This window comes from Mesorhizobium sp. M0136 (genome assembly GCF_040322515.1).
Classification (GTDB): domain Bacteria; phylum Pseudomonadota; class Alphaproteobacteria; order Rhizobiales; family Rhizobiaceae; genus Mesorhizobium.
On record NZ_JAMYTP010000007.1, the window covers coordinates 74,203 to 90,536 of the forward strand.

General features: G+C 62.6%; 18 protein-coding genes and 1 pseudogene. 10 read left to right on the forward strand and 9 right to left on the reverse strand.

What is annotated here, in order from left to right; genetic code table 11:
• Positions 1 to 9: 9 nt before the first annotated feature.
• The 3 genes from NKJ35_RS10570 to NKJ35_RS10580 all read right to left on the reverse strand — a co-directional run bounded on the left by NKJ35_RS10570 (position 10) and on the right by NKJ35_RS10580 (position 1,994).
• A complete protein-coding gene (locus NKJ35_RS10570; protein WP_352505818.1) occupies positions 10 to 456 on the reverse strand; it encodes a nuclear transport factor 2 family protein in 447 nt (148 codons plus the stop codon).
• A gap of 131 nt (positions 457 to 587) precedes the next feature.
• The gene (locus NKJ35_RS10575; protein WP_352646776.1) at positions 588 to 947 is read right to left on the reverse strand and encodes a nuclear transport factor 2 family protein; all 360 of its coding nucleotides are present in this window, start codon (positions 945 to 947) and stop codon (positions 588 to 590) included.
• 138 nt (positions 948 to 1,085) lie between these two features.
• Positions 1,086 to 1,994 (reverse strand): LysR family transcriptional regulator, encoded by a 909-nt coding sequence (locus NKJ35_RS10580; RefSeq protein ID WP_352646778.1) that lies wholly within the window; start codon positions 1,992 to 1,994, stop codon positions 1,086 to 1,088.
• A 168-nt stretch (positions 1,995 to 2,162) separates the two neighbouring features.
• On the opposite strand from NKJ35_RS10580, the gene NKJ35_RS10585 reads away from it, so the two are divergent.
• Positions 2,163 to 2,861, forward strand: coding sequence for a type 1 glutamine amidotransferase domain-containing protein (locus NKJ35_RS10585; RefSeq protein WP_254818257.1), 699 nt, complete (start codon positions 2,163 to 2,165; stop codon positions 2,859 to 2,861).
• A 249-nt stretch (positions 2,862 to 3,110) separates the two neighbouring features.
• Here the strand turns inward: NKJ35_RS10585 and NKJ35_RS10590 are convergent.
• The 3 genes and pseudogenes from NKJ35_RS10590 to NKJ35_RS10600 all read right to left on the reverse strand — a co-directional run bounded on the left by NKJ35_RS10590 (position 3,111) and on the right by NKJ35_RS10600 (position 5,209).
• Positions 3,111 to 3,666, reverse strand: a pseudogene (locus tag NKJ35_RS10590) (nuclear transport factor 2 family protein).
• Positions 3,663 to 4,646 (reverse strand): alpha/beta hydrolase, encoded by a 984-nt coding sequence (locus tag NKJ35_RS10595; protein ID WP_352646780.1) that lies wholly within the window; start codon positions 4,644 to 4,646, stop codon positions 3,663 to 3,665. The pseudogene NKJ35_RS10590 and the gene NKJ35_RS10595 overlap by 4 nt, the downstream one beginning before the upstream one ends.
• 59 nt (positions 4,647 to 4,705) lie before the next feature.
• Positions 4,706 to 5,209, reverse strand: coding sequence for a nuclear transport factor 2 family protein (locus NKJ35_RS10600; RefSeq protein ID WP_352505813.1), 504 nt, complete (start codon positions 5,207 to 5,209; stop codon positions 4,706 to 4,708).
• Between the two features lie 128 nt (positions 5,210 to 5,337).
• On the opposite strand from NKJ35_RS10600, the gene NKJ35_RS10605 reads away from it, so the two are divergent.
• Positions 5,338 to 6,240: a LysR family transcriptional regulator gene (locus NKJ35_RS10605; protein ID WP_352646782.1), complete on the forward strand. Its 903-nt coding sequence runs from the start codon at positions 5,338 to 5,340 to the stop codon at positions 6,238 to 6,240.
• A gap of 210 nt (positions 6,241 to 6,450) precedes the next feature.
• Here the strand turns inward: NKJ35_RS10605 and NKJ35_RS10615 are convergent, their stop codons facing one another.
• A complete protein-coding gene (locus NKJ35_RS10615) occupies positions 6,451 to 6,894 on the reverse strand; it encodes an SRPBCC family protein (RefSeq protein ID WP_352477683.1) in 444 nt (147 codons plus the stop codon).
• A gap of 226 nt (positions 6,895 to 7,120) precedes the next feature.
• Here NKJ35_RS10615 and NKJ35_RS10620 point away from each other — a divergent pair, with 226 nt between their 5' ends.
• Positions 7,121 to 7,885, forward strand: a complete 765-nt coding sequence (locus NKJ35_RS10620; protein ID WP_352646784.1) for a copper homeostasis protein CutC — start codon at positions 7,121 to 7,123, stop codon at positions 7,883 to 7,885.
• A 21-nt stretch (positions 7,886 to 7,906) separates the two neighbouring features.
• Positions 7,907 to 8,404: a GNAT family N-acetyltransferase gene (locus NKJ35_RS10625; RefSeq protein WP_352646786.1), complete on the forward strand. Its 498-nt coding sequence runs from the start codon at positions 7,907 to 7,909 to the stop codon at positions 8,402 to 8,404.
• Positions 8,405 to 8,424: 20 nt separating this feature from the next.
• On the opposite strand, the gene NKJ35_RS10630 is transcribed toward NKJ35_RS10625, so the two are convergent.
• A complete protein-coding gene (locus NKJ35_RS10630) occupies positions 8,425 to 9,447 on the reverse strand; it encodes an acyltransferase family protein (protein WP_352646788.1) in 1,023 nt (340 codons plus the stop codon).
• Between the two features lie 317 nt (positions 9,448 to 9,764).
• Between NKJ35_RS10630 and NKJ35_RS10635 the strand changes: the two genes are divergently transcribed.
• The 3 genes from NKJ35_RS10635 (at position 9,765) to NKJ35_RS10645 (ending at position 12,871) form a co-directional block, all read left to right on the forward strand.
• Positions 9,765 to 10,904, forward strand: coding sequence for an FIST N-terminal domain-containing protein (locus tag NKJ35_RS10635; RefSeq protein ID WP_352477679.1), 1,140 nt, complete (start codon positions 9,765 to 9,767; stop codon positions 10,902 to 10,904).
• A gap of 10 nt (positions 10,905 to 10,914) precedes the next feature.
• A complete protein-coding gene (locus tag NKJ35_RS10640) occupies positions 10,915 to 12,255 on the forward strand; it encodes an ATP-binding response regulator (protein ID WP_352646790.1) in 1,341 nt (446 codons plus the stop codon).
• Positions 12,256 to 12,325: 70 nt separating this feature from the next.
• Positions 12,326 to 12,871 (forward strand): hypothetical protein, encoded by a 546-nt coding sequence (locus NKJ35_RS10645; protein ID WP_352646792.1) that lies wholly within the window; start codon positions 12,326 to 12,328, stop codon positions 12,869 to 12,871.
• Positions 12,872 to 12,970: 99 nt separating this feature from the next.
• Here the strand turns inward: NKJ35_RS10645 and NKJ35_RS10650 are convergent, their stop codons facing one another.
• Positions 12,971 to 13,654, reverse strand: coding sequence for a response regulator (locus NKJ35_RS10650; RefSeq protein WP_254818245.1), 684 nt, complete (start codon positions 13,652 to 13,654; stop codon positions 12,971 to 12,973).
• A gap of 228 nt (positions 13,655 to 13,882) precedes the next feature.
• Between NKJ35_RS10650 and NKJ35_RS10655 the strand changes: the two genes are divergently transcribed.
• The 3 genes from NKJ35_RS10655 to NKJ35_RS10665 are packed head-to-tail and all read left to right on the forward strand — an operon-like array spanning position 13,883 to position 16,322.
• The gene (locus tag NKJ35_RS10655; RefSeq protein WP_254818244.1) at positions 13,883 to 14,593 is read left to right on the forward strand and encodes a fumarylacetoacetate hydrolase family protein; all 711 of its coding nucleotides are present in this window, start codon (positions 13,883 to 13,885) and stop codon (positions 14,591 to 14,593) included.
• A 4-nt stretch (positions 14,594 to 14,597) separates the two neighbouring features.
• Positions 14,598 to 15,248, forward strand: a complete 651-nt coding sequence (gene maiA / locus NKJ35_RS10660; RefSeq protein WP_352646795.1) for a maleylacetoacetate isomerase — start codon at positions 14,598 to 14,600, stop codon at positions 15,246 to 15,248.
• Between the two features lie 33 nt (positions 15,249 to 15,281).
• Positions 15,282 to 16,322 (forward strand): zinc-dependent alcohol dehydrogenase family protein, encoded by a 1,041-nt coding sequence (locus NKJ35_RS10665; protein WP_352646797.1) that lies wholly within the window; start codon positions 15,282 to 15,284, stop codon positions 16,320 to 16,322.
• The last annotated feature ends 12 nt before the right edge of the window (positions 16,323 to 16,334 follow it).

The following is a 16,334-nucleotide window of genomic DNA, read 5'->3' on the forward strand; positions in this document are numbered from 1 at the left end:
TAACCGACGTCAGAACGCGAACCCCTCCGGCAAATTGTGATTCCAATAGCCTTCCTCGACAAGTTCACTTATGCGCCAGCCCTCGGACGTGCGTACGACGCGGTCGCGATACCAGAGCCCTTGGAAGAAGACCTGCCTTTTGCCTTCGCCGAGGTCGACCACCATCGGGCATGAACAATGCACGCGCGCGCTGGCCTCATCCCCTCGGAGATCCAGAAGGATTGTCGAAATGGCGTGCTGCGAGATCAATATCTTCGAAAGGGCGCCTTTCATGTAAGCGACATGCTCATCCACACCGCTCCTGATTCCACCTGTTACAGTGTCGTCAAGCACGGCATCGAGTGTGAATATTTTGCGATAGGCGTCCCAGTCGCGATCGTCCACAGCGTAGCAATAGCGAACAAGCAGCTGTTCGATCTCAAGCCGATCCGAAACCTCTTGCAATGAAAGGGTCATGTCTCGTGTCCGCGGTTGGCGGCACAAATGCCGCATGCGCCAAGCCTGCCCCGACATTTTCGACCAATATTCACGTTGCCGATGCTTCGAGCAACCTCGCCGCGCGACTGGGCATGCGCAAACCCGAACACTCATTTGGCCTCCGCCTTTACCCGGTCGGCCGCAGCGGCCAGCACGGCGCGATCCCCCTCTTCGTACAAGTGGCGGATGGAGATTGCCTTGACGCGCCAACCTTCCGGCGTCCGCACCAGCCGGTGGAGATAGCTGCCGCCGACCGCCCAGAACCGCCCGCCGATCCAGTGGGTTGCGCGGACGTGACTGCGCGCCATGGCATCATTGCCCGCGCCTTCGACAATGATGTTGGTGATAAGGTGCTGGGTGGCGTCAAAACCCGGCAGCAGTGCTTGCCACTGCGCGATCAGCGCGTCGCGGTCGCTGGTCCCCGCTTCGCCGCCGTAGAGGCTAGTGTAGTCGGTCGTGACGGACAGCACTTAGTTGGCGGCATGGTGCGACCCTAGCTGCCGCTTGCTGATAGCTCGGGCAAGTCCGGATCTGGTGCTCGGCATACGGCACGATGAATGGCCCGGTTTGGCCTTTGCGGACATCAACGCGGATACAAGAAAGCCGTCTTAGGTCTTCGACGTCATTTCTTTTGCCAATTCGCCGATCATCGAACGCAACCACCTGTGGGCTGGGTCGTGGCGGTAGCGAATGTGCCAAGCCATCTGCACCGGAAAAGTGCCGAGGTCGACGGGCGGCGGTAGTATCTTCAGGCGCGGATCCCTCTCAAGGCTGCGGCAGATCAGTCTCGGCAGCGTTGCGCAGTAATCCGTGACGGCAAGCATCTCTGGCACGGCCAGGAAGTGCGTGACAGAAAGGGCAATCTCTCGCTTGAGGTTTTGTTGCTCCAATGCCTGGAAGAGGCCCGCCCGCAGCCGGCCCGGCGGGAGCACATTCACGTGCTTGAGCCTTTCATACTGTTCTCGGGAAATATGGTCTCGAACGTCGGGATGATCCTTGCGCACCGCGCAGGCGAGCCCATCGTCCATAAGATGCTGGACGACAAGATTGCCCGGCGGATCGACGATCCGGCCAATCACCATGGCCGTGGTACCGGAAATGACGCCGGTCTCGGCGAGATCGTTGCCAAATGCTGTCATGCGGAGCTTGATACCAGGCGCCAGCTCACGCGTCCTCGCGACGAGGGCCGGCATCAACACAAGCTCCACGTAACTGTTGGGGGCAAGCGTGAACAGCCGTTCGGCCTTTGCTGGCTGAAATTCCTGCTGGTTCAAAATGAGATCGTCCAGTTGCGCCAGCGCTGCATCGATCGTCGGAGCGATCTCCTCAGCCAATTGCGTCGGCTTAATGCCATACCTTTCCCGGATGAATAGCGGATCCCGGAGGGTGTCGCGCAGGCGGTTCAACGAATTGGACAGCGCCGGCTGGGTGATGCCCAGTCGCGCTGCTGCCCGTGTCACGCTCCGCTCTTCCATCAGGGCGAGGAAAACCGGGAGCAGGTTCAGATCGTATCTCATCGAGATATAATCTGACATGAATATATAAAATAAATGAAATAAATTTCTAAAATACATGGGCAGGTGCCATTATCCGTGCATCGACAAGCCGACGCGGCCGATTGAGCTCCAAATCAACCAACTACGACGCCTCATTGGCGCGGCATCACCTGAGAAAAGGATCTGACAATGAAAGTCCTGATGGTACTCACCTCCCACGACACTCTCGGTAACACCGGCAAGAAAACCGGCTTCTGGCTCGAGGAACTGGCAGCCCCCTACTACGTCTTCAAGGACGCCGGCGCCGAGATCACCCTCGCCTCGCCGAAGGGCGGCCAGCCGCCTCTCGATCCGAAAAGCGACGAGCCTATGTTCCAGACCGACCTTACACGGCGCTTCAGTGCTGACGATGTTGCCAAGGCGCAGCTCGCAGAAACCGTGCGCCTGGACAGTGTCGACCAGAAGGACTTCGACACGGTCTTCTACCCCGGCGGCCACGGCCCGCTGTGGGATTTGGCCGAAGATCCGAATTCGATCAAGCTGATCGGATCCTTCATCGCGGCCGGCAAGCCGATCGCCCTCGTTTGCCACGCACCGGGCGTTCTGCATCGCGTGACCAGTCCCGACGGCACGCCGTTTGTGCAGGGACGCTACGTCACCGGCTTCACCAATAGCGAGGAGGAGACCGTAGGTCTCACGAATGTCGTGCCGTTCTTGGTCGAGGACGAACTGATCAGCCTCGGCGCGGTTTTCTCCAAGGTCAAGGACTGGGGCGTCCACACAGTCGTCGATGGTCAGCTTATCACGGGTCAGAACCCAGCATCATCGAGCGAGGCAGCTGAGGCGCTGCTAGGCGCTTTGAGCCAGAGGAAGAGCAAGACCGCCTGAGCGGTCTGGAACAACCGTGATCTGCCGACGGCTCGCGTCGGCGGATTAACTCGGCGGATTAACTTCAGAACCCGCTACAGTCTCAAGCCGATCCGAAACCTCTTGCAATGAAAGGGTCATGTCCTGTCTCCGCGGTGGCGCCACTAATGCCGCATGCGCCAAGCCTGCCCCGACATTTCGATCAATATTCACGTTGCCGATGCTCCGAGCAACCTCGCCGCGTGACTGGGCATGCGCAAACCCGAACACTCATTTGGCCTCCGCCTTTACCCGGTCGGCCGCAGCGGCCAGAACGGCGCGATTCCCCTCTTCGTACAAGCGGCGGATGGAGATTGCCTTGACGCGCCAGCCTTCCGGCGTCCGCACCAGCCGGTGGAGATAGCTGCCACCGACCGTCCAGAACCGCCCGTCGATCCAGTGGGCTGCGCGGACATGGCTGCGTGCCATGGCATCATTGCCCGCGCCTTCGACAATGATGTTGGTGATGAGGTGCTGGGTGGCGTCGAAACCCGGCAGCAGTGCTTGCCACTGCGCCGATCAGCGCGTCGCGGCCGCTGGTCGTGACCTCGCCGCCGAAGAGGCTGGTATAGTCGGTCGTGACACGGGGCGCGAGATAGGATCTGACCCGGTTCCATTCACGCAGGTCGGCATAGAGGCCGATCCCGGCCACTGCCTCGGCGATTGTGATCCTGTCTTTGACCGTCAGCGCATCTCCCGGGGCGCTCGAGGCGGGCGCCGAGACGGCGGAAACCATCGCAGCGGAAACCGCCGAGGCCAGGACATGCCGGCGGGTGACGAAGCTCATTGTCCCGCCTCCCCTGCACTGCCGAGCGTCGCGCGGAAGTGCGCGGCGGCGGCATCGCTCGCCGCCTTCACCGGCGCGGCGCGATCGTAGAAATCGAACTGGGTGACGTTGTCGAGCCACAGCTCCTGCCTGGAACTGGTCAGCCGCGCGTAGAACTTGTGCCCACCCTGCGGAATGGCAGCCGCCTCGCTATGCACCATCAGAAAGGGCTGGTGCAGGCGCGGGGCAGCCTGGATGGCGTCGAACCTCAGCCAGCCGCGCCAGAAGGCCGGATCGGCCTCGTTACGCCAGGCCGGGATCATGCCGCGATCGGGTTCGGTGTAATAAGGCACCTTAAACATGATCGCGCGCTTGTCGGACAGGCTCGCAGCCGGCAGGAACGCCTGTTTGCCGGTGCGGCGATACGCGGCCTCGGCCGCATCGCTCGCGGCCTCAAGCCTGGCGACGCCGTGCCTGCCGCCGTAGGCCTGCTCCACCACTTCGGCATCCTGCAACCAGGGCGCAACGAGGGCGACCGATTTGATCGCGGCGTTTTCGGCCGCTGCGGTGACCATATAGCCGGAACTGGCGCAAATGCCGAGCCCGCCGATGCGGTCCTGATCGGTCTCGGGCCGGGTCGCGAGATAGGCGACCGCCGCTTCGATGTCGGCGATCTTGGCCTTAGGATCCTCGTACTGGCGGCGTAGGCCGCCGCTTTCTCCCCAACCGCGAAAATCGAAGGTCAGGGCGACGAACCCGCGATCCGCCATCTCGCGGGCGTAGCGGGCCGGCATCTGTTCCTTCACCGTCATCCAGGCGCCGGTCACGACCACCGCGGGCCGAGGTTTTGCCGCCTCCAAATCCTCCGGCAGATAGAGCTCGCCGACGATCTGCTCACCGTGCGAGGAGAATGTGACGCGCTCGACGCGCGGTGCGGCGGCGGCATTGGAGGCGGCTAGCGTCACGGCGGTTGCTGCAGCAAGTGTCAGGGTTTTAAGCATTGCAAGTCTCCTTTGGCTTGGAGTGAGAACCGCGGCGCGTTGCGAAAAAGACCGCCGTCTCAGCGCTCGCCAGCAAGTCGGCCGGGCAGTGGCTTCAGCAGGTAATGCGCCCAGTAGAAGGCGTCCGACTGGTACATGTCGGTCAAAAAATTCTGTGCCTCGGTGATCTTGCCGTCCTTGATGCGGAACATCAGGGCGTAGAGCTGGTCGATCTCGGGACCCGAGCCGACATTCGACCAGCCGCGATGGACATCGACGACAAGGTCGCCTTGCGCCTGGAAGAAGATCGGCTCGGCCTTGAATTTGCCGTCGGCCAAGCCGCGGAAGAAGGCGACCACCTCGTCCGGCCCGCGCTTGTCGCCGGCAAGCGGATGATGGCCGGGAATGCGCCACACGATGTCGGGTGCGAGGAAGGGCCGGACGGCCTCGGGATTCCCGGTCGCATAAGCGGCGTAGTAGTCCTTGACGAGTTGGATGTTGCTGTCTTCCAGCGGGCCGCCATTCGCCGGGGCGGCAGACACCGCCAGAAGAGCGGCGGCGGCGAGCGAAGCAAGCCTGGTCATCGGTCCTGTTTCCTTCCCTGTTCGAGCCGTTCCCAACACCGAGGCCCGTTCGTCGGACTCAACATGACGCCTTTTGTTCACCGGAAAAACCAGTAGAATTCGACAGGGCTATTTGGAAAATCCTTACAATGCGCCTCGACCAGTTCAGCGGCATCGTCGCTTTCGTAAAAGTTGCGGAGGCCAAAAGCTTCACCCGCGCCGCCGCCGAGCTCGGCGTCGCTCCGGCCTCGTTGAGCGAGGCGGTCAAGGGGCTCGAGGAGCGCTTGGGGGTGCGGTTGCTCAACCGGACGACCCGTAGCGTCGGCTTGACCGAAGCTGGCGCCCAGTACCTCGACCATGTGCGCCCGGCAGCCGAAGATATCCGGGCGGCTGGTGCGGCGCTGCGCGAGGCTCGCGACCGCCCAGCCGGCACGTTGCGCCTCAGTCTGCCGTGGATCGCCGCCCCGCTGCTGATCGAGCCGCTGATGCGGCCGTTCATGGATGCTTATCCCGAAGTGCGGCTTAGTCTGATTTTCGACGACAGCTTCGTAGACATCGCCGCCGAGGGCTTCGACGCCGGTCTGCGCATCGGCGAGCTTCTCGACAAAGACATGATCGGCGCGCGTCTGGGCGGGCCCTTGCAGATGGTCGTGGTGGGCAGCCCGGACTATCTGGCGCGCAATGGTACGCCGAAGCGGCCGGCCGACCTCGCCGCCCATCGCTGCATTGCATTCGCCCTCACCCGCGCGATTTCGCCATGGGAGTTCATCGTGGAGGGACGCGAAGTCGCATTCACGCCGGACGCATGTCTGGTCGCGAACACGCTTCTGCTGTGCATTACCGCCGCCGAGCAGGGGCTTGGCCTCGCCTTCGCGGTCGAGGGCCTCGCCGCGCCGCTTCTTGCCTCAGGCGCGCTGGTCAAGGTGCTGGAGCCTTTCTGTCCCGCTTACGAGCCGCTCCACCTCTATTATCCCAGCCGCCGCCTCGTACCGCCGAAGCTGCGGGCCTTCATCGACTTCGTGCGCGCGAACGCTCACAAGCTGCGTATCTGATGTGACCTTTCGAGAACCCGGCCCCGTTCAGCCCCAGGCGCCGATCATCTGCCTGGTAGTTGCGTTGAGCCGGTTGAATGCGTTGATGAGGGCAATCTGGATGACCAGGGCGGCAAGGGCCTTTTCGGCAGGACGCCGAACATCCGGGGTCTCGACATCCTTGGCTCTGTCAGTTCGCCGGCCGCCGCGTTGCGGCGAGCGCAGGGATCTTCAGCTTTGCGAGGCAGTCACCTGCTCAAGCCGCTCGAGAATGCGCGGCCAGCCGCTTCCCATTCCGATGTACCCGCGCTCGTCCTCGGCCCGGAACCCGGAATGCTCCATGCGCACCCGGGTCGCCGTACCTTCGGGCGTCAACGACCATGTCACGACGGTCTTCAGACCGCTGTCGGATTCGGTGCCGTCGCCCCAGCTGTAGGCGAGTAGGCGCGGCGGCTCGATCTTCAGCACCTCGCAGTTCGTCACGCCCGACCAGCCCGGTACCGGCGTCGCGCGAAAGGTGAAGCGATGGCCTTGCACAGGCGCAAAGTCGTTCTTCATCAGCCATTCGGCAACCAGATGCGGCACGGTCAGTGCGCGCCATATCTTTTCAGCCGCGTGCGGTATGAGACGCTCGACGACAATGGATTTGGTTTCGACTGTAGTTGCTCCAGTCATAACTTCGGACCCGTTGTTTGCGGTTTGGCTGGTCTGTTCACCAACGCGCTCTCCACGAGAACCAATAACCCACCAGCTATCGTTTACGTATAACCCTGAAGTTATGAATGTGTCAAGCGGCGGAATGGCAGGCGCGATCGCGAGCACATTGAGCCAACACTTCCGGCTTTCATCGCACCATGCCCGATGCTACCGCTGGGCAGCTGAAATCATCGACGGATCGCCTATGATCGAGACCGAACGCCCTCGCCTGCCGCTGATCGAGATCTGCGTCGAAGGCATAGACGGCCTGCTGGCCGCGCAAGCCGCCGGCGCCGACCGTGTCGAGCTCTGTGCCAGCCTGATCGAAGGCGGCATCACACCGAGCTTCGGCACGGTGCGCACGGCGCTCGAGCTGGCGACGATCCCGTTCCACGTCATCGTGCGGCCGCGCGGCGGCGATTTTCTCTATAGCGAAGCCGAGTATCGTTCGATGCTCGCCGATGTCGGCGCCCTTGCCGACACCGGCGTCGCCGGTGTCGTTATCGGCTGCCTTAATGCCGACGGAACGATCGATGAGCAGCGCATGAGCCAACTGGTGAAGGCGGCGGGAAGCTTGAACGTCACCTGCCACCGCGCCTTCGACATGACCCGCGACCCGACAGAGGCGCTGGAGACACTGATCCGCTGCAAGGTCGGCCGCGTGCTGACCAGCGGCCAGCGCGACACGGCGCTCGAGGGCGCTGACCTGCTCGCCGATCTTGTCACGCAGGCCGGCGACCGCATTATCATCCTCGGCTGCGGCGGGCTTGACCCAGAGAACATCGGCAAGGTGCGGAGGAAAACCGGGTTGAGCGAAATGCATTTCGCCGCGCTCAAGGACGTGCCGAGTGCCATGCGTTACCGCAACCCAAGGGTCGGCATGGGCGGCACCGACCTCGACCGCGAATACCGCAACACCGTGACCGACGGGGCGATGGTGGCGGCGACCATCGCCGCCGCCCGGCTATGATGCCGGATGACAGAAGAAAACATGATTGAAACGCATTTGCCGATCGAGCAGGTCTCGCCGCAGGATGAGCCCGCCGTCCTCGCGCTCAACAACGAGCATGCCGCGGAATTGTCGTGGCTCGAACCCGAGCGCCTTTCCTTCCTGCTCGGCGAAGCGTTTTACGCGCGCCGTATCGGTTCGCTCGAAGCCTTCATCATGACCTTCGACCAGGACGCCAGCTACGATAGCCCGAACTTCCTGTGGTTTCGCGATCGTTACCCGCGGTTCGTCTATGTCGATCGCGTCGTGGTCGCCGCCGCAGCGCGCGGGCGCGGCCATGCCCGCCGGCTGTATGAGGATCTGTTCGAGCAGGCGTCACGCGCCAGCCAGGCGATCGTCACCTGCGAAGTCAATGCCGAGCCGCCCAATCCGGCTTCGGACGCCTTCCATGCCGCACTCGGCTTTGCGGAAGTGGGCGACGCGGTAATCCACGGTGGCAGGAAAGCCGTGCGGTATTATGCAAGGCGGATCGCCGGCTAAAACGGCGGGCGCCGTTCGCCCTACCAATTGCGGTTCAGCCAGGAGCGGGCCGGCTTTTCGATGATGTAGTAGCTGCACAGCGCGCAAGCGAACGCCGCCGCCAGCATCAACCACGGCGAACTGCCTTTTATGTCGACGAATTGATAAAAGGGCTGCTGCCAAAGATAGAGCGAATACGACCATAGGCCCAGCATCGTCATTGGCAGGGACGACAGAAACCCGGTCAGGTAGCGGCTGCTGAAGTCGAGCAAATTGACAGCGAGCGCCAGCAGCGGCACCGCGACCAGATAGTGAATGGGGGTTGGCACGGCAGCCATGAAAAGGAGCACAGCCACGACTGTGGCCGCCAGGGCAACATGCGGCCCCTTGAGCAGCGCCGGCAGCCTGTCGTCGGCCTTGAGCAGGCATAACGCCGCCGACAGCAGGATCGAGGCGATGTGCACGTCAGTGCGCCAATAGGTGCCCTCGTAGCCTATTGCGAGCACCCAGTAGGAGATGGCGCCGTTCGCCATGGCCAGCAGCGACAAAGCGCCGAGCAGCATGATGACGCGGGACCGTCTCCGGACGACGACGCTGATCAGAGCCAGAATGATATACGCATGCTCTTCGACGCAGAGCGACCAGATATGGTCGAGCGCGCCGGCGCGGGTAACGAGAACTCCGGCGTAATTGTAGGTGAACGTCAGCGCCGTCAGCGCCGCCTTCCACTTGAAGGCGATGAACGTGCCGGACAAGGCGATCATCGCGACGACGACGAAAACCAGCAGTGCCGGATAGATGCGGGAGAACCGGCGCTTGAAGAATTTCTTCAGCGGATAGTATTCGACGAACAGGATCTCGGCCATCAGCCGGCCGCTGAGCACGAAGAAGAATTCGACGCCCAGGACGCCGAGATTGATGCCGGGGACGGGGAAGAAATGGCCGATCAGCACCAGCGCGATCGACAGGCCGCGCCAGCCGTCGAGATAGGCAAGCCTCGCCCTTGACGATGTGTCGGCGACAGGCCTGGCCGCGACAAGACGCGTCGCGGAGATGTCCGTCATGCCGGTCCCCTCTGCGAAAGGCGGGCTCAAGGCCGCATTCTCAGCTATATTGCAGTGCACTACAACTTTGTGCAAGTGCGAGATAACGACACGCCCGAAGTACGGGACGCACAGCTTCCGTCCGTGAGCGGCTGCGCTGACGCCGTCAAACGGCAGAAACTTCAAATCCATCATGTTGGCTGATTGCCAAAGCACCGCTTCAAGACAACAATGACCTCGACGCCGGCGCGCCAGACGCGCACAAAAAAGAGCGTTGGAGGAAATGGAGGAGGAAGCCGCTGGCCAAGTCACGGACGCGCTATGCATGCGGCCTTTCGGTGCTCACCACCGACGAATCCGATGCGGATGCGTTCGCCCGGGCGGTGGCAGCGGAAGCAGCGGCCATTGACGCCGGGTTTGCCCTCCTGTTTTTCTCGCAGAGCCTCATAGAGGCCGTCGCCCTGTCGGAAGCGCTGAAGACCCACGCGCCGGCGCTCCACTATGCCGGCTGCTCGACGGCCGGTGAGATAACGCCCAAGGGGCTGGAGGAAGGCCAGATCCTGGCTATGCTGCTTCCCTCCGCATCGTTTTCGGCCGCCAGCACCATGGTCGAAAATCTGTCCTCATCGGGCATGGACGGGATTACCGGCGAAGTCGAGGCGCTGAGGCGTTCGTTACGCGAGCGCCTCGGGCACGAGCGAGCCGACACCACTTTCGCCCTCTGCTTGATCGACGGCCTGTCTTATGCCGAAGAAGCGGTGACCTCCGCCATCCATTGGGGGCTCGACGATATTCCATTGATCGGCGGGTCGGCTGGCGATGACTTGAAATTCGAGACAACGCGGCTGATCTCGAACGGCAAAGTGACCTCCGACAGCGCCATCATCGTGCTGATCACCACGGAAATTCCTTTCCACGTGTTCAAGACCGACAATTTCGTTCCCACCGACGAGAAGCTGGTGGTGACGGCATCCGATCCCGACCACCGCATCGTGCGCGAATTCAACGCCACCATTGCCGCCGAGGAATATGCCGCCTCGGTCGGCGTCGTCGCGCAGATGCTGACGCCACTGAGTTTTGCCTCGCACCCGGTGGTGGTGAAAGTCGGCGGCGAATTTTACTGCCGTTCAATCCAGAAGATGCACGCGGACGGCTCGCTGTCGTTCTTCTGCGCCATCGACGATGGTGTCGTGCTTGCCGTCGCCCAGCCTAAGGACATGGTCGAGGCGACCCGCGCCGCTCTCAGCGACGTCAGCGAAAGGCTTGGCGGCATCGACCTGATCCTCGGTTTCGACTGCGTGCTGCGCCGGCTCGACGCGCGCAATCGGCAGGTCTATCGCGAGATTTCGGAACTCTACAAGGTCAACAACGTCCTCGGCTTTGGCACCTATGGCGAACAGTACCGTTCGATGCATCTGAACCAGACCTTCACCGGCATCGCCTTCGGTGAACGCAATGCGGCCGAAGCGGCGGAGTAGGAAATCCGGCATGCCGCTCAGGAACATCGACGACCTGGAAAGGCTGAAGAAGATCAACGCCGCGCTGATCAGCCGCGTCGAGCGCTCCATGGACCAGCAAGGCAATGCTTTTTCGCTGTTCCAGACTGCCATTTCGCTTGAGAGCCGAGTGCGCAGCCGCACCGAAGAGCTGCATTCGACCTTGCGCCGGCTGGAGCAGTCGAACATCGACTTGAACGCAGCCAAGGAAAACGCCGAGCTGGCGAACCTGTCCAAGACCAGGTTCCTGGCGGCCGCCAGCCATGACGTGCTGCAGCCGCTGAACGCCGCGCATCTGTCGGTCTCGGCGCTTGCCGAAGTACAGACCAGCGAGGAAGGCAGAAACCTGGTCCGCCAGGTCGAGCGATCGCTGGAGACGATGGAGGACCTGCTCCGCACCTTGCTGGACATTTCCAAGCTCGATGCCGGCGTCGTGCAGCCCGACATCACCGATGTCAGCCTGGAGACGCTGTTTTCGTCTCTGCGCTCGGATTTTCAGCCGGTCGCGGAGATGAAGGGGCTGACGCTGAAGTTCCGGCCGGTCGATGCGCTCGTTCGTTCGGACCGAACCTTGCTGCGCCGCATCCTGCAGAACATCCTGTCCAATGCACTGCGCTATACCCGCTCGGGCGGCGTGTTGGTCGGCACCAGGCATCGCGGCGACACGATCCGCATCGACGTCGCCGATACCGGCTGCGGCATCCCCGACGACCAGCGCGAGGCGGTGTTCGAGGAATTCCATCGGGGCGTGATCCCGACGGATGCCGGGCTTGCCGCCGGCGGGCTGGGGTTGGGGCTGGCCATCGTGCGCCGCATCGCCGCGGCACTCGGCCATCCCGTCACGTTTTCGTCGAAGGTCGGACATGGCACGATTTTCCATATCGACGTTCCGGTCGGGATCGGCGACACGGCCGATCCAATCGCCGGCACCGTCGACATGGAGCGGCCGCGCGGGTACGGTCTGTTCGGCACAAGGGTGCTGCTGGTCGAGAACGACATCGAGGTGCTGCAGGCGATGACCTCCCTGCTCGAGCGCTGGCAATGCCTGGTGCGCCCCGCCACCTCGACCGGTGACGCGATCGACATGCTTGGCGATACCGACTGGTTGCCAGACATTGTCATAGCCGACCAGCATCTCGACGGCGGCGACCTCGGCACCACCACAATCGCCGAGGTCCGTGATTATCTCGGCCGCGCCGTGCCGGCGCTGATCGTCACCGCCGACGGTTCGGAGACCGTCGCCAACGCCGCCCGCGCCGCTGGCATCGAGCTGATGCGCAAGCCGCTGAAGCCAGCGCAGCTAAGGGCGCTGCTGGCGCATTTGCTGGCTTGAACTGGTCGTATCTTCCCAGCACACGGGTCACCGTATTCCAGCCATTGCTTGTGCCTAGGCGGTAATTCATATGAAGCAGGTTCACTTCTTCGCGCTAAAGGATGATCTTCTCCCTATGTTGGAAGCTGTAGAGCATGTAATTCCGATAAAATACATTCTCATGGGTCAGTTTCCCACGATGGAATTTGAAACTTTTACCAATGGAAGGCAAATTCCCAGTCTTGGGCAATCAGCCACTGGATCGGCTTCCAGCGGTCAATCATTTCTTGTCACTCGCCGCGACATTCCGATTGAGGTGAGGCCGATAAAAACAGTCTTCGGTATCCGATATTCGTTAGATCAGCTTATCAACCCGGACACAGTCACGCTTTCCCCCGGTGGGCGATGGGGTGAAGATGTTGTCATAAATGGCCGCGTGGCAACAGCCTCCGACGCGCCGCTTGCTCAGGAGCTAATGAAGATTTTTAGCAGGGCGTTCAGAAAGCAATTCAGTAAAGTTAGAGCATTCTACGTTGGACCCGGAGCGGCCATTTTACTAGATGCCGGAAAGAGGCTAACTGCCGCCGAGCAATCGCCCCGCGAGTTTGATCTGACTAGAGAGAGGCCCGTTCCTTAGCTGGCGTTGGGAAACGTGAGAGCCGTCGCTAGTCTAGTCCGATTGCGGTGACACGAGTGCGGTCGACTCCAGTGACGGTGCGCTTTTTAGCGAGCCCTCTCAAAACCCCGCCGGATCGCGAAACAGCTCGGCATTGTCCAGCTTCGAGACCTCGATCACCGCCTGGGTGCGGCTGTAGACGTTGAGCTTGCGCAGGATTTCCGAGACATGCGCCTTGACCGTGGTCTCGCCGACCTGCAGCTCGTAGGCGATCTGTTTGTTGAGCAGGCCCTGGCGCAGCATCTGCAGCACCTTGAGCTGCTGCGGCGTCAGCGTGGCCAGGCGCTGTACCATCTCGGCGCGGTCGGTGCTGTCGGCGTCGGGCGGCCGGCCCTCATAGGTCTGGGGAACATAGATCGCACCTTCCATCACCGAGCGGATGGCCGCGGCAAGATCGCTCTTGCGTGCCGATTTCGGAATGAAGCCGGCCGCGCCGTAGGACAGCGCCTCGGAAATGATCTTCGGCTCCTCATAGCCGGAGACGATGACGACCGGCAGGCGCGGGTAACGCGTCCTGAGCTGCAGCAGCCCGTCAAAGCCATGCACGTCGGGCATACTGAGATCGAGCAGTGCGAGGTCGAACGGCTTGGCATCCGTCAGAAGCTCGAGCGCCTCGGCAATCGAGCGCGCTTCCACCGTGTCGACCTCCGGATAGGCCATCTGGACGGCGCTGTGCAGCGCCTCGCGAAACAGCGGATGGTCGTCGATGATGAGGAACCGGGCGCGATCGTTGACAGCGGTCATTAGCTTCACTTCGGTTCGGTCTGGTCTGTTCTGGTCTAGAATAGTCCGGCAACCATGGCCAGCTTATTGCCAAATAGTACATTGCCATCTTGGCTGGCTAAAGCAGAATGGACCGACGATTTCCGCGGCACCGTGCGGCAGGCCTGCTGTTCCGCCATCCAATGCCTTGCCCGTTTGCCCAAATCGGCCGAATGTGCCGGGGACAGATCCACTGAACAGAGACAGTGCATGACCGGCTTCGTCCTTCCCCTGCCCGCAACCCCGTCGGTGGCCGTGGCCGGCTCGCCGGAGCGTTTTGCGGTGCGCCGGATCTTCTGCGTCGGCCGCAACTACGCCGCCCATGCCCGCGAGCTCGGCAATGACGAGCGCGACCCTCCCTTCTTCTTCACCAAACCAGGCGACGCAGTGGTCGACGCGGTAGCCGGTTCAGGCACCACGGTCCCCTACCCACCGCTGACCCGAAACCTGCACCACGAAATCGAGCTGGTCGTCGCGATCGGCAAGGCCGGCTTTCGCATCCCGCGCCAGCGGGCGCTGGACCATGTCTGGGGTTACGGCGTCGGCGTCGACCTGACCCGCCGCGACCTTCAGGACGAGGCGAAAAAGGCGGCACGACCGTGGGACTGGTCGAAAGCCTTCGACCGTTCAGCGCCCTGCGGCCCGCTGGTCCCGGCGCAACAATCCGGTCATCCCGACAAGGGCCGCATCTGGCTCGCGGTCGACGGCGAGATCAGGCAGGACGGCGACCTTGCCGAACTGATCTGGCCGGTTCCCGACATCGTCTCGATTTGCAGCGAGGCGGTAGAACTCCGGCCCGGCGACCTGATCTTCACCGGCACGCCAGCCGGGGTCGGCGCCGTTGGGCCGGGCGAAAAGATCACCGGCGGCGTCGACGGCATCGGCGAAATCGAACTGACCATCGGCCAACCGAGCCCGTGACACAATGAGCGATATCGTCCTTCACAACTACTACCGTTCCTCGACCTCTTACCGGGTGCGGATCGCGCTGGAGATGAAGGGCTTGGCCTACGAGTACGTGCCGCATCATTTGCGCCACGGCGAGCATCTGGATCCCGCCTACCTCGCGGTCAATCCGCAAGGGCTGGTGCCGGCGCTGGTCCTAGGCGATGGCACGCTGCTGACGCAATCGCTGGCGATAATCGAATATCTCGACGAGACCACGCCCGAGCCGCCGCTGCTGCCCAAGGATGCGCCTGGCCGCGCCCGCGTCAGAATGCTGGGGCAGATGATCGCCTGCGACATCCATCCGGTGAACAATCTGCGCGTGCTGACCTCGTTGCGCACGCTGTTCGGCGCCGGCGACCAGGATGTCGTCAACTGGTTCCGGCACTGGGTCAACGAAGGCTTCCAGCCGCTTGAAAAGATTCTGGCTTCCTCGCCCGAGACCAAGACATTCTGCCATGGCGACACGCCGGGGCTGGCCGACATCTGCCTGGTCGCACAGGTCACCAGCAATGCCCGCTTCGGCGTCGACATGACGCCCTACCCGACGATCGCACGCATCCACGCCGCCTGCACGGCGCTGCCGGCATTCCGGAAGGCCGCGCCGGAGAACCAGATCGATGCCGAATAGACCGCAATTGCATGAAGTGATGAGGAACTGCCGATGAAAGCCGTCGTTTTCGAAAAGTTCGGCGAAACGCCAACGATTCAGACGGTGCCGGATCCGACGCCTTCGCCGGAAGGCGTCGTCATCAAGGTGGAGGCGACTGGCCTCTGCCGCAGCGATTGGCATGGCTGGATGGGCCACGACGACGGCATCCGGCTGCCGCATGTGCCGGGCCACGAACTGGCCGGCGTCGTGGTCTCCGCAGGCAACCAGGTGACCCGCTGGAAGGGCGGCGAGCGCGTCACCGTGCCGTTTGCCGTCGGCTGCGGCCGCTGCTTCGAATGCACGTCGGGCAACCACCAGGTCTGCGAGCACCAGTTCCAGCCCGGCTTCACCGCCTGGGGGTCGTTCGCCGAATATGTCGCCATCGACCATGCCGATACCAATCTCGTACGCTTGCCCGACGAGATGGAATTCGCCACCGCCGCCAGCCTCGGCTGCCGCTTCGTCACCTCGTTCCGCGCCGTCGTCGATCAGGGCCGCGTGACTCCCGGCGAATGGGTGGCCGTGCATGGCTGCGGCGGCGTCGGCCTGTCGGCGATCATGATCGCCAGCGCCATGGGCGCCAATGTCGTCGCCATCGACCTCACCGACGAGAAGCTGGACTTTGCCAAAAAGATCGGCGCGGTGGCGACGATCAACGCGGCGAACACGCCGAACGTGGTCAAGGCGGTCAAGCAGATCACCAATGGCGGCGCGCATATGTCGATGGACGCGCTCGGCCACCCGACAACCTCGTTCAATTCGATCGCGAACCTGCGCCGCCGCGGGCGCCACGTGCAGGTCGGCCTGATGCTCGGCGACCATGCCAGGCCGCAGATTCCGATGGACAAGGTGATCGCATTCGAGCTCGAAATCCGCGGCAGCCACGGCATGCAGGCGTTTCGCTACCAGGCGATGATGGAGATGATCCGCACCGGCAAGCTCAAACCCGAACTCCTGGTCGGCAACAAGATCAGCCTCGAGGAAGCGCCGGCCGCTTTGATGGCGATGGGCGGCTTCGAAGGCATCGGCATCGGCGTTGTGACCAGATTCTAGATCACGCCCCGA

Coding starts and splice junctions, on each gene's coding strand:
- NKJ35_RS10580 (WP_352646778.1), bottom strand. CDS start 1,994: ATGAGATACGATCTGAACCTGCTCCCGGTTTTCCTCGCCCTGATGGAA.
- NKJ35_RS10630 (WP_352646788.1), bottom strand. CDS start 9,447: ATGACGGACATCTCCGCGACGCGTCTTGTCGCGGCCAGGCCTGTCGCC.
- NKJ35_RS10570 (WP_352505818.1), bottom strand. CDS start 456: ATGACCCTTTCATTGCAAGAGGTTTCGGATCGGCTTGAGATCGAACAG.
- NKJ35_RS10595 (WP_352646780.1), bottom strand. CDS start 4,646: ATGCTTAAAACCCTGACACTTGCTGCAGCAACCGCCGTGACGCTAGCC.
- NKJ35_RS10615 (WP_352477683.1), bottom strand. CDS start 6,894: ATGACTGGAGCAACTACAGTCGAAACCAAATCCATTGTCGTCGAGCGT.
- NKJ35_RS10585 (WP_254818257.1), top strand. CDS start 2,163: ATGAAAGTCCTGATGGTACTCACCTCCCACGACACTCTCGGTAACACC.
- NKJ35_RS10625 (WP_352646786.1), top strand. CDS start 7,907: ATGATTGAAACGCATTTGCCGATCGAGCAGGTCTCGCCGCAGGATGAG.
- NKJ35_RS10640 (WP_352646790.1), top strand. CDS start 10,915: ATGCCGCTCAGGAACATCGACGACCTGGAAAGGCTGAAGAAGATCAAC.
- NKJ35_RS10620 (WP_352646784.1), top strand. CDS start 7,121: ATGATCGAGACCGAACGCCCTCGCCTGCCGCTGATCGAGATCTGCGTC.
- NKJ35_RS10645 (WP_352646792.1), top strand. CDS start 12,326: ATGAAGCAGGTTCACTTCTTCGCGCTAAAGGATGATCTTCTCCCTATG.
- NKJ35_RS10655 (WP_254818244.1), top strand. CDS start 13,883: ATGACCGGCTTCGTCCTTCCCCTGCCCGCAACCCCGTCGGTGGCCGTG.
- maiA (WP_352646795.1), top strand. CDS start 14,598: ATGAGCGATATCGTCCTTCACAACTACTACCGTTCCTCGACCTCTTAC.
- NKJ35_RS10600 (WP_352505813.1), bottom strand. CDS start 5,209: ATGACCAGGCTTGCTTCGCTCGCCGCCGCCGCTCTTCTGGCGGTGTCT.
- NKJ35_RS10605 (WP_352646782.1), top strand. CDS start 5,338: ATGCGCCTCGACCAGTTCAGCGGCATCGTCGCTTTCGTAAAAGTTGCG.
- NKJ35_RS10665 (WP_352646797.1), top strand. CDS start 15,282: ATGAAAGCCGTCGTTTTCGAAAAGTTCGGCGAAACGCCAACGATTCAG.
- NKJ35_RS10650 (WP_254818245.1), bottom strand. CDS start 13,654: ATGACCGCTGTCAACGATCGCGCCCGGTTCCTCATCATCGACGACCAT.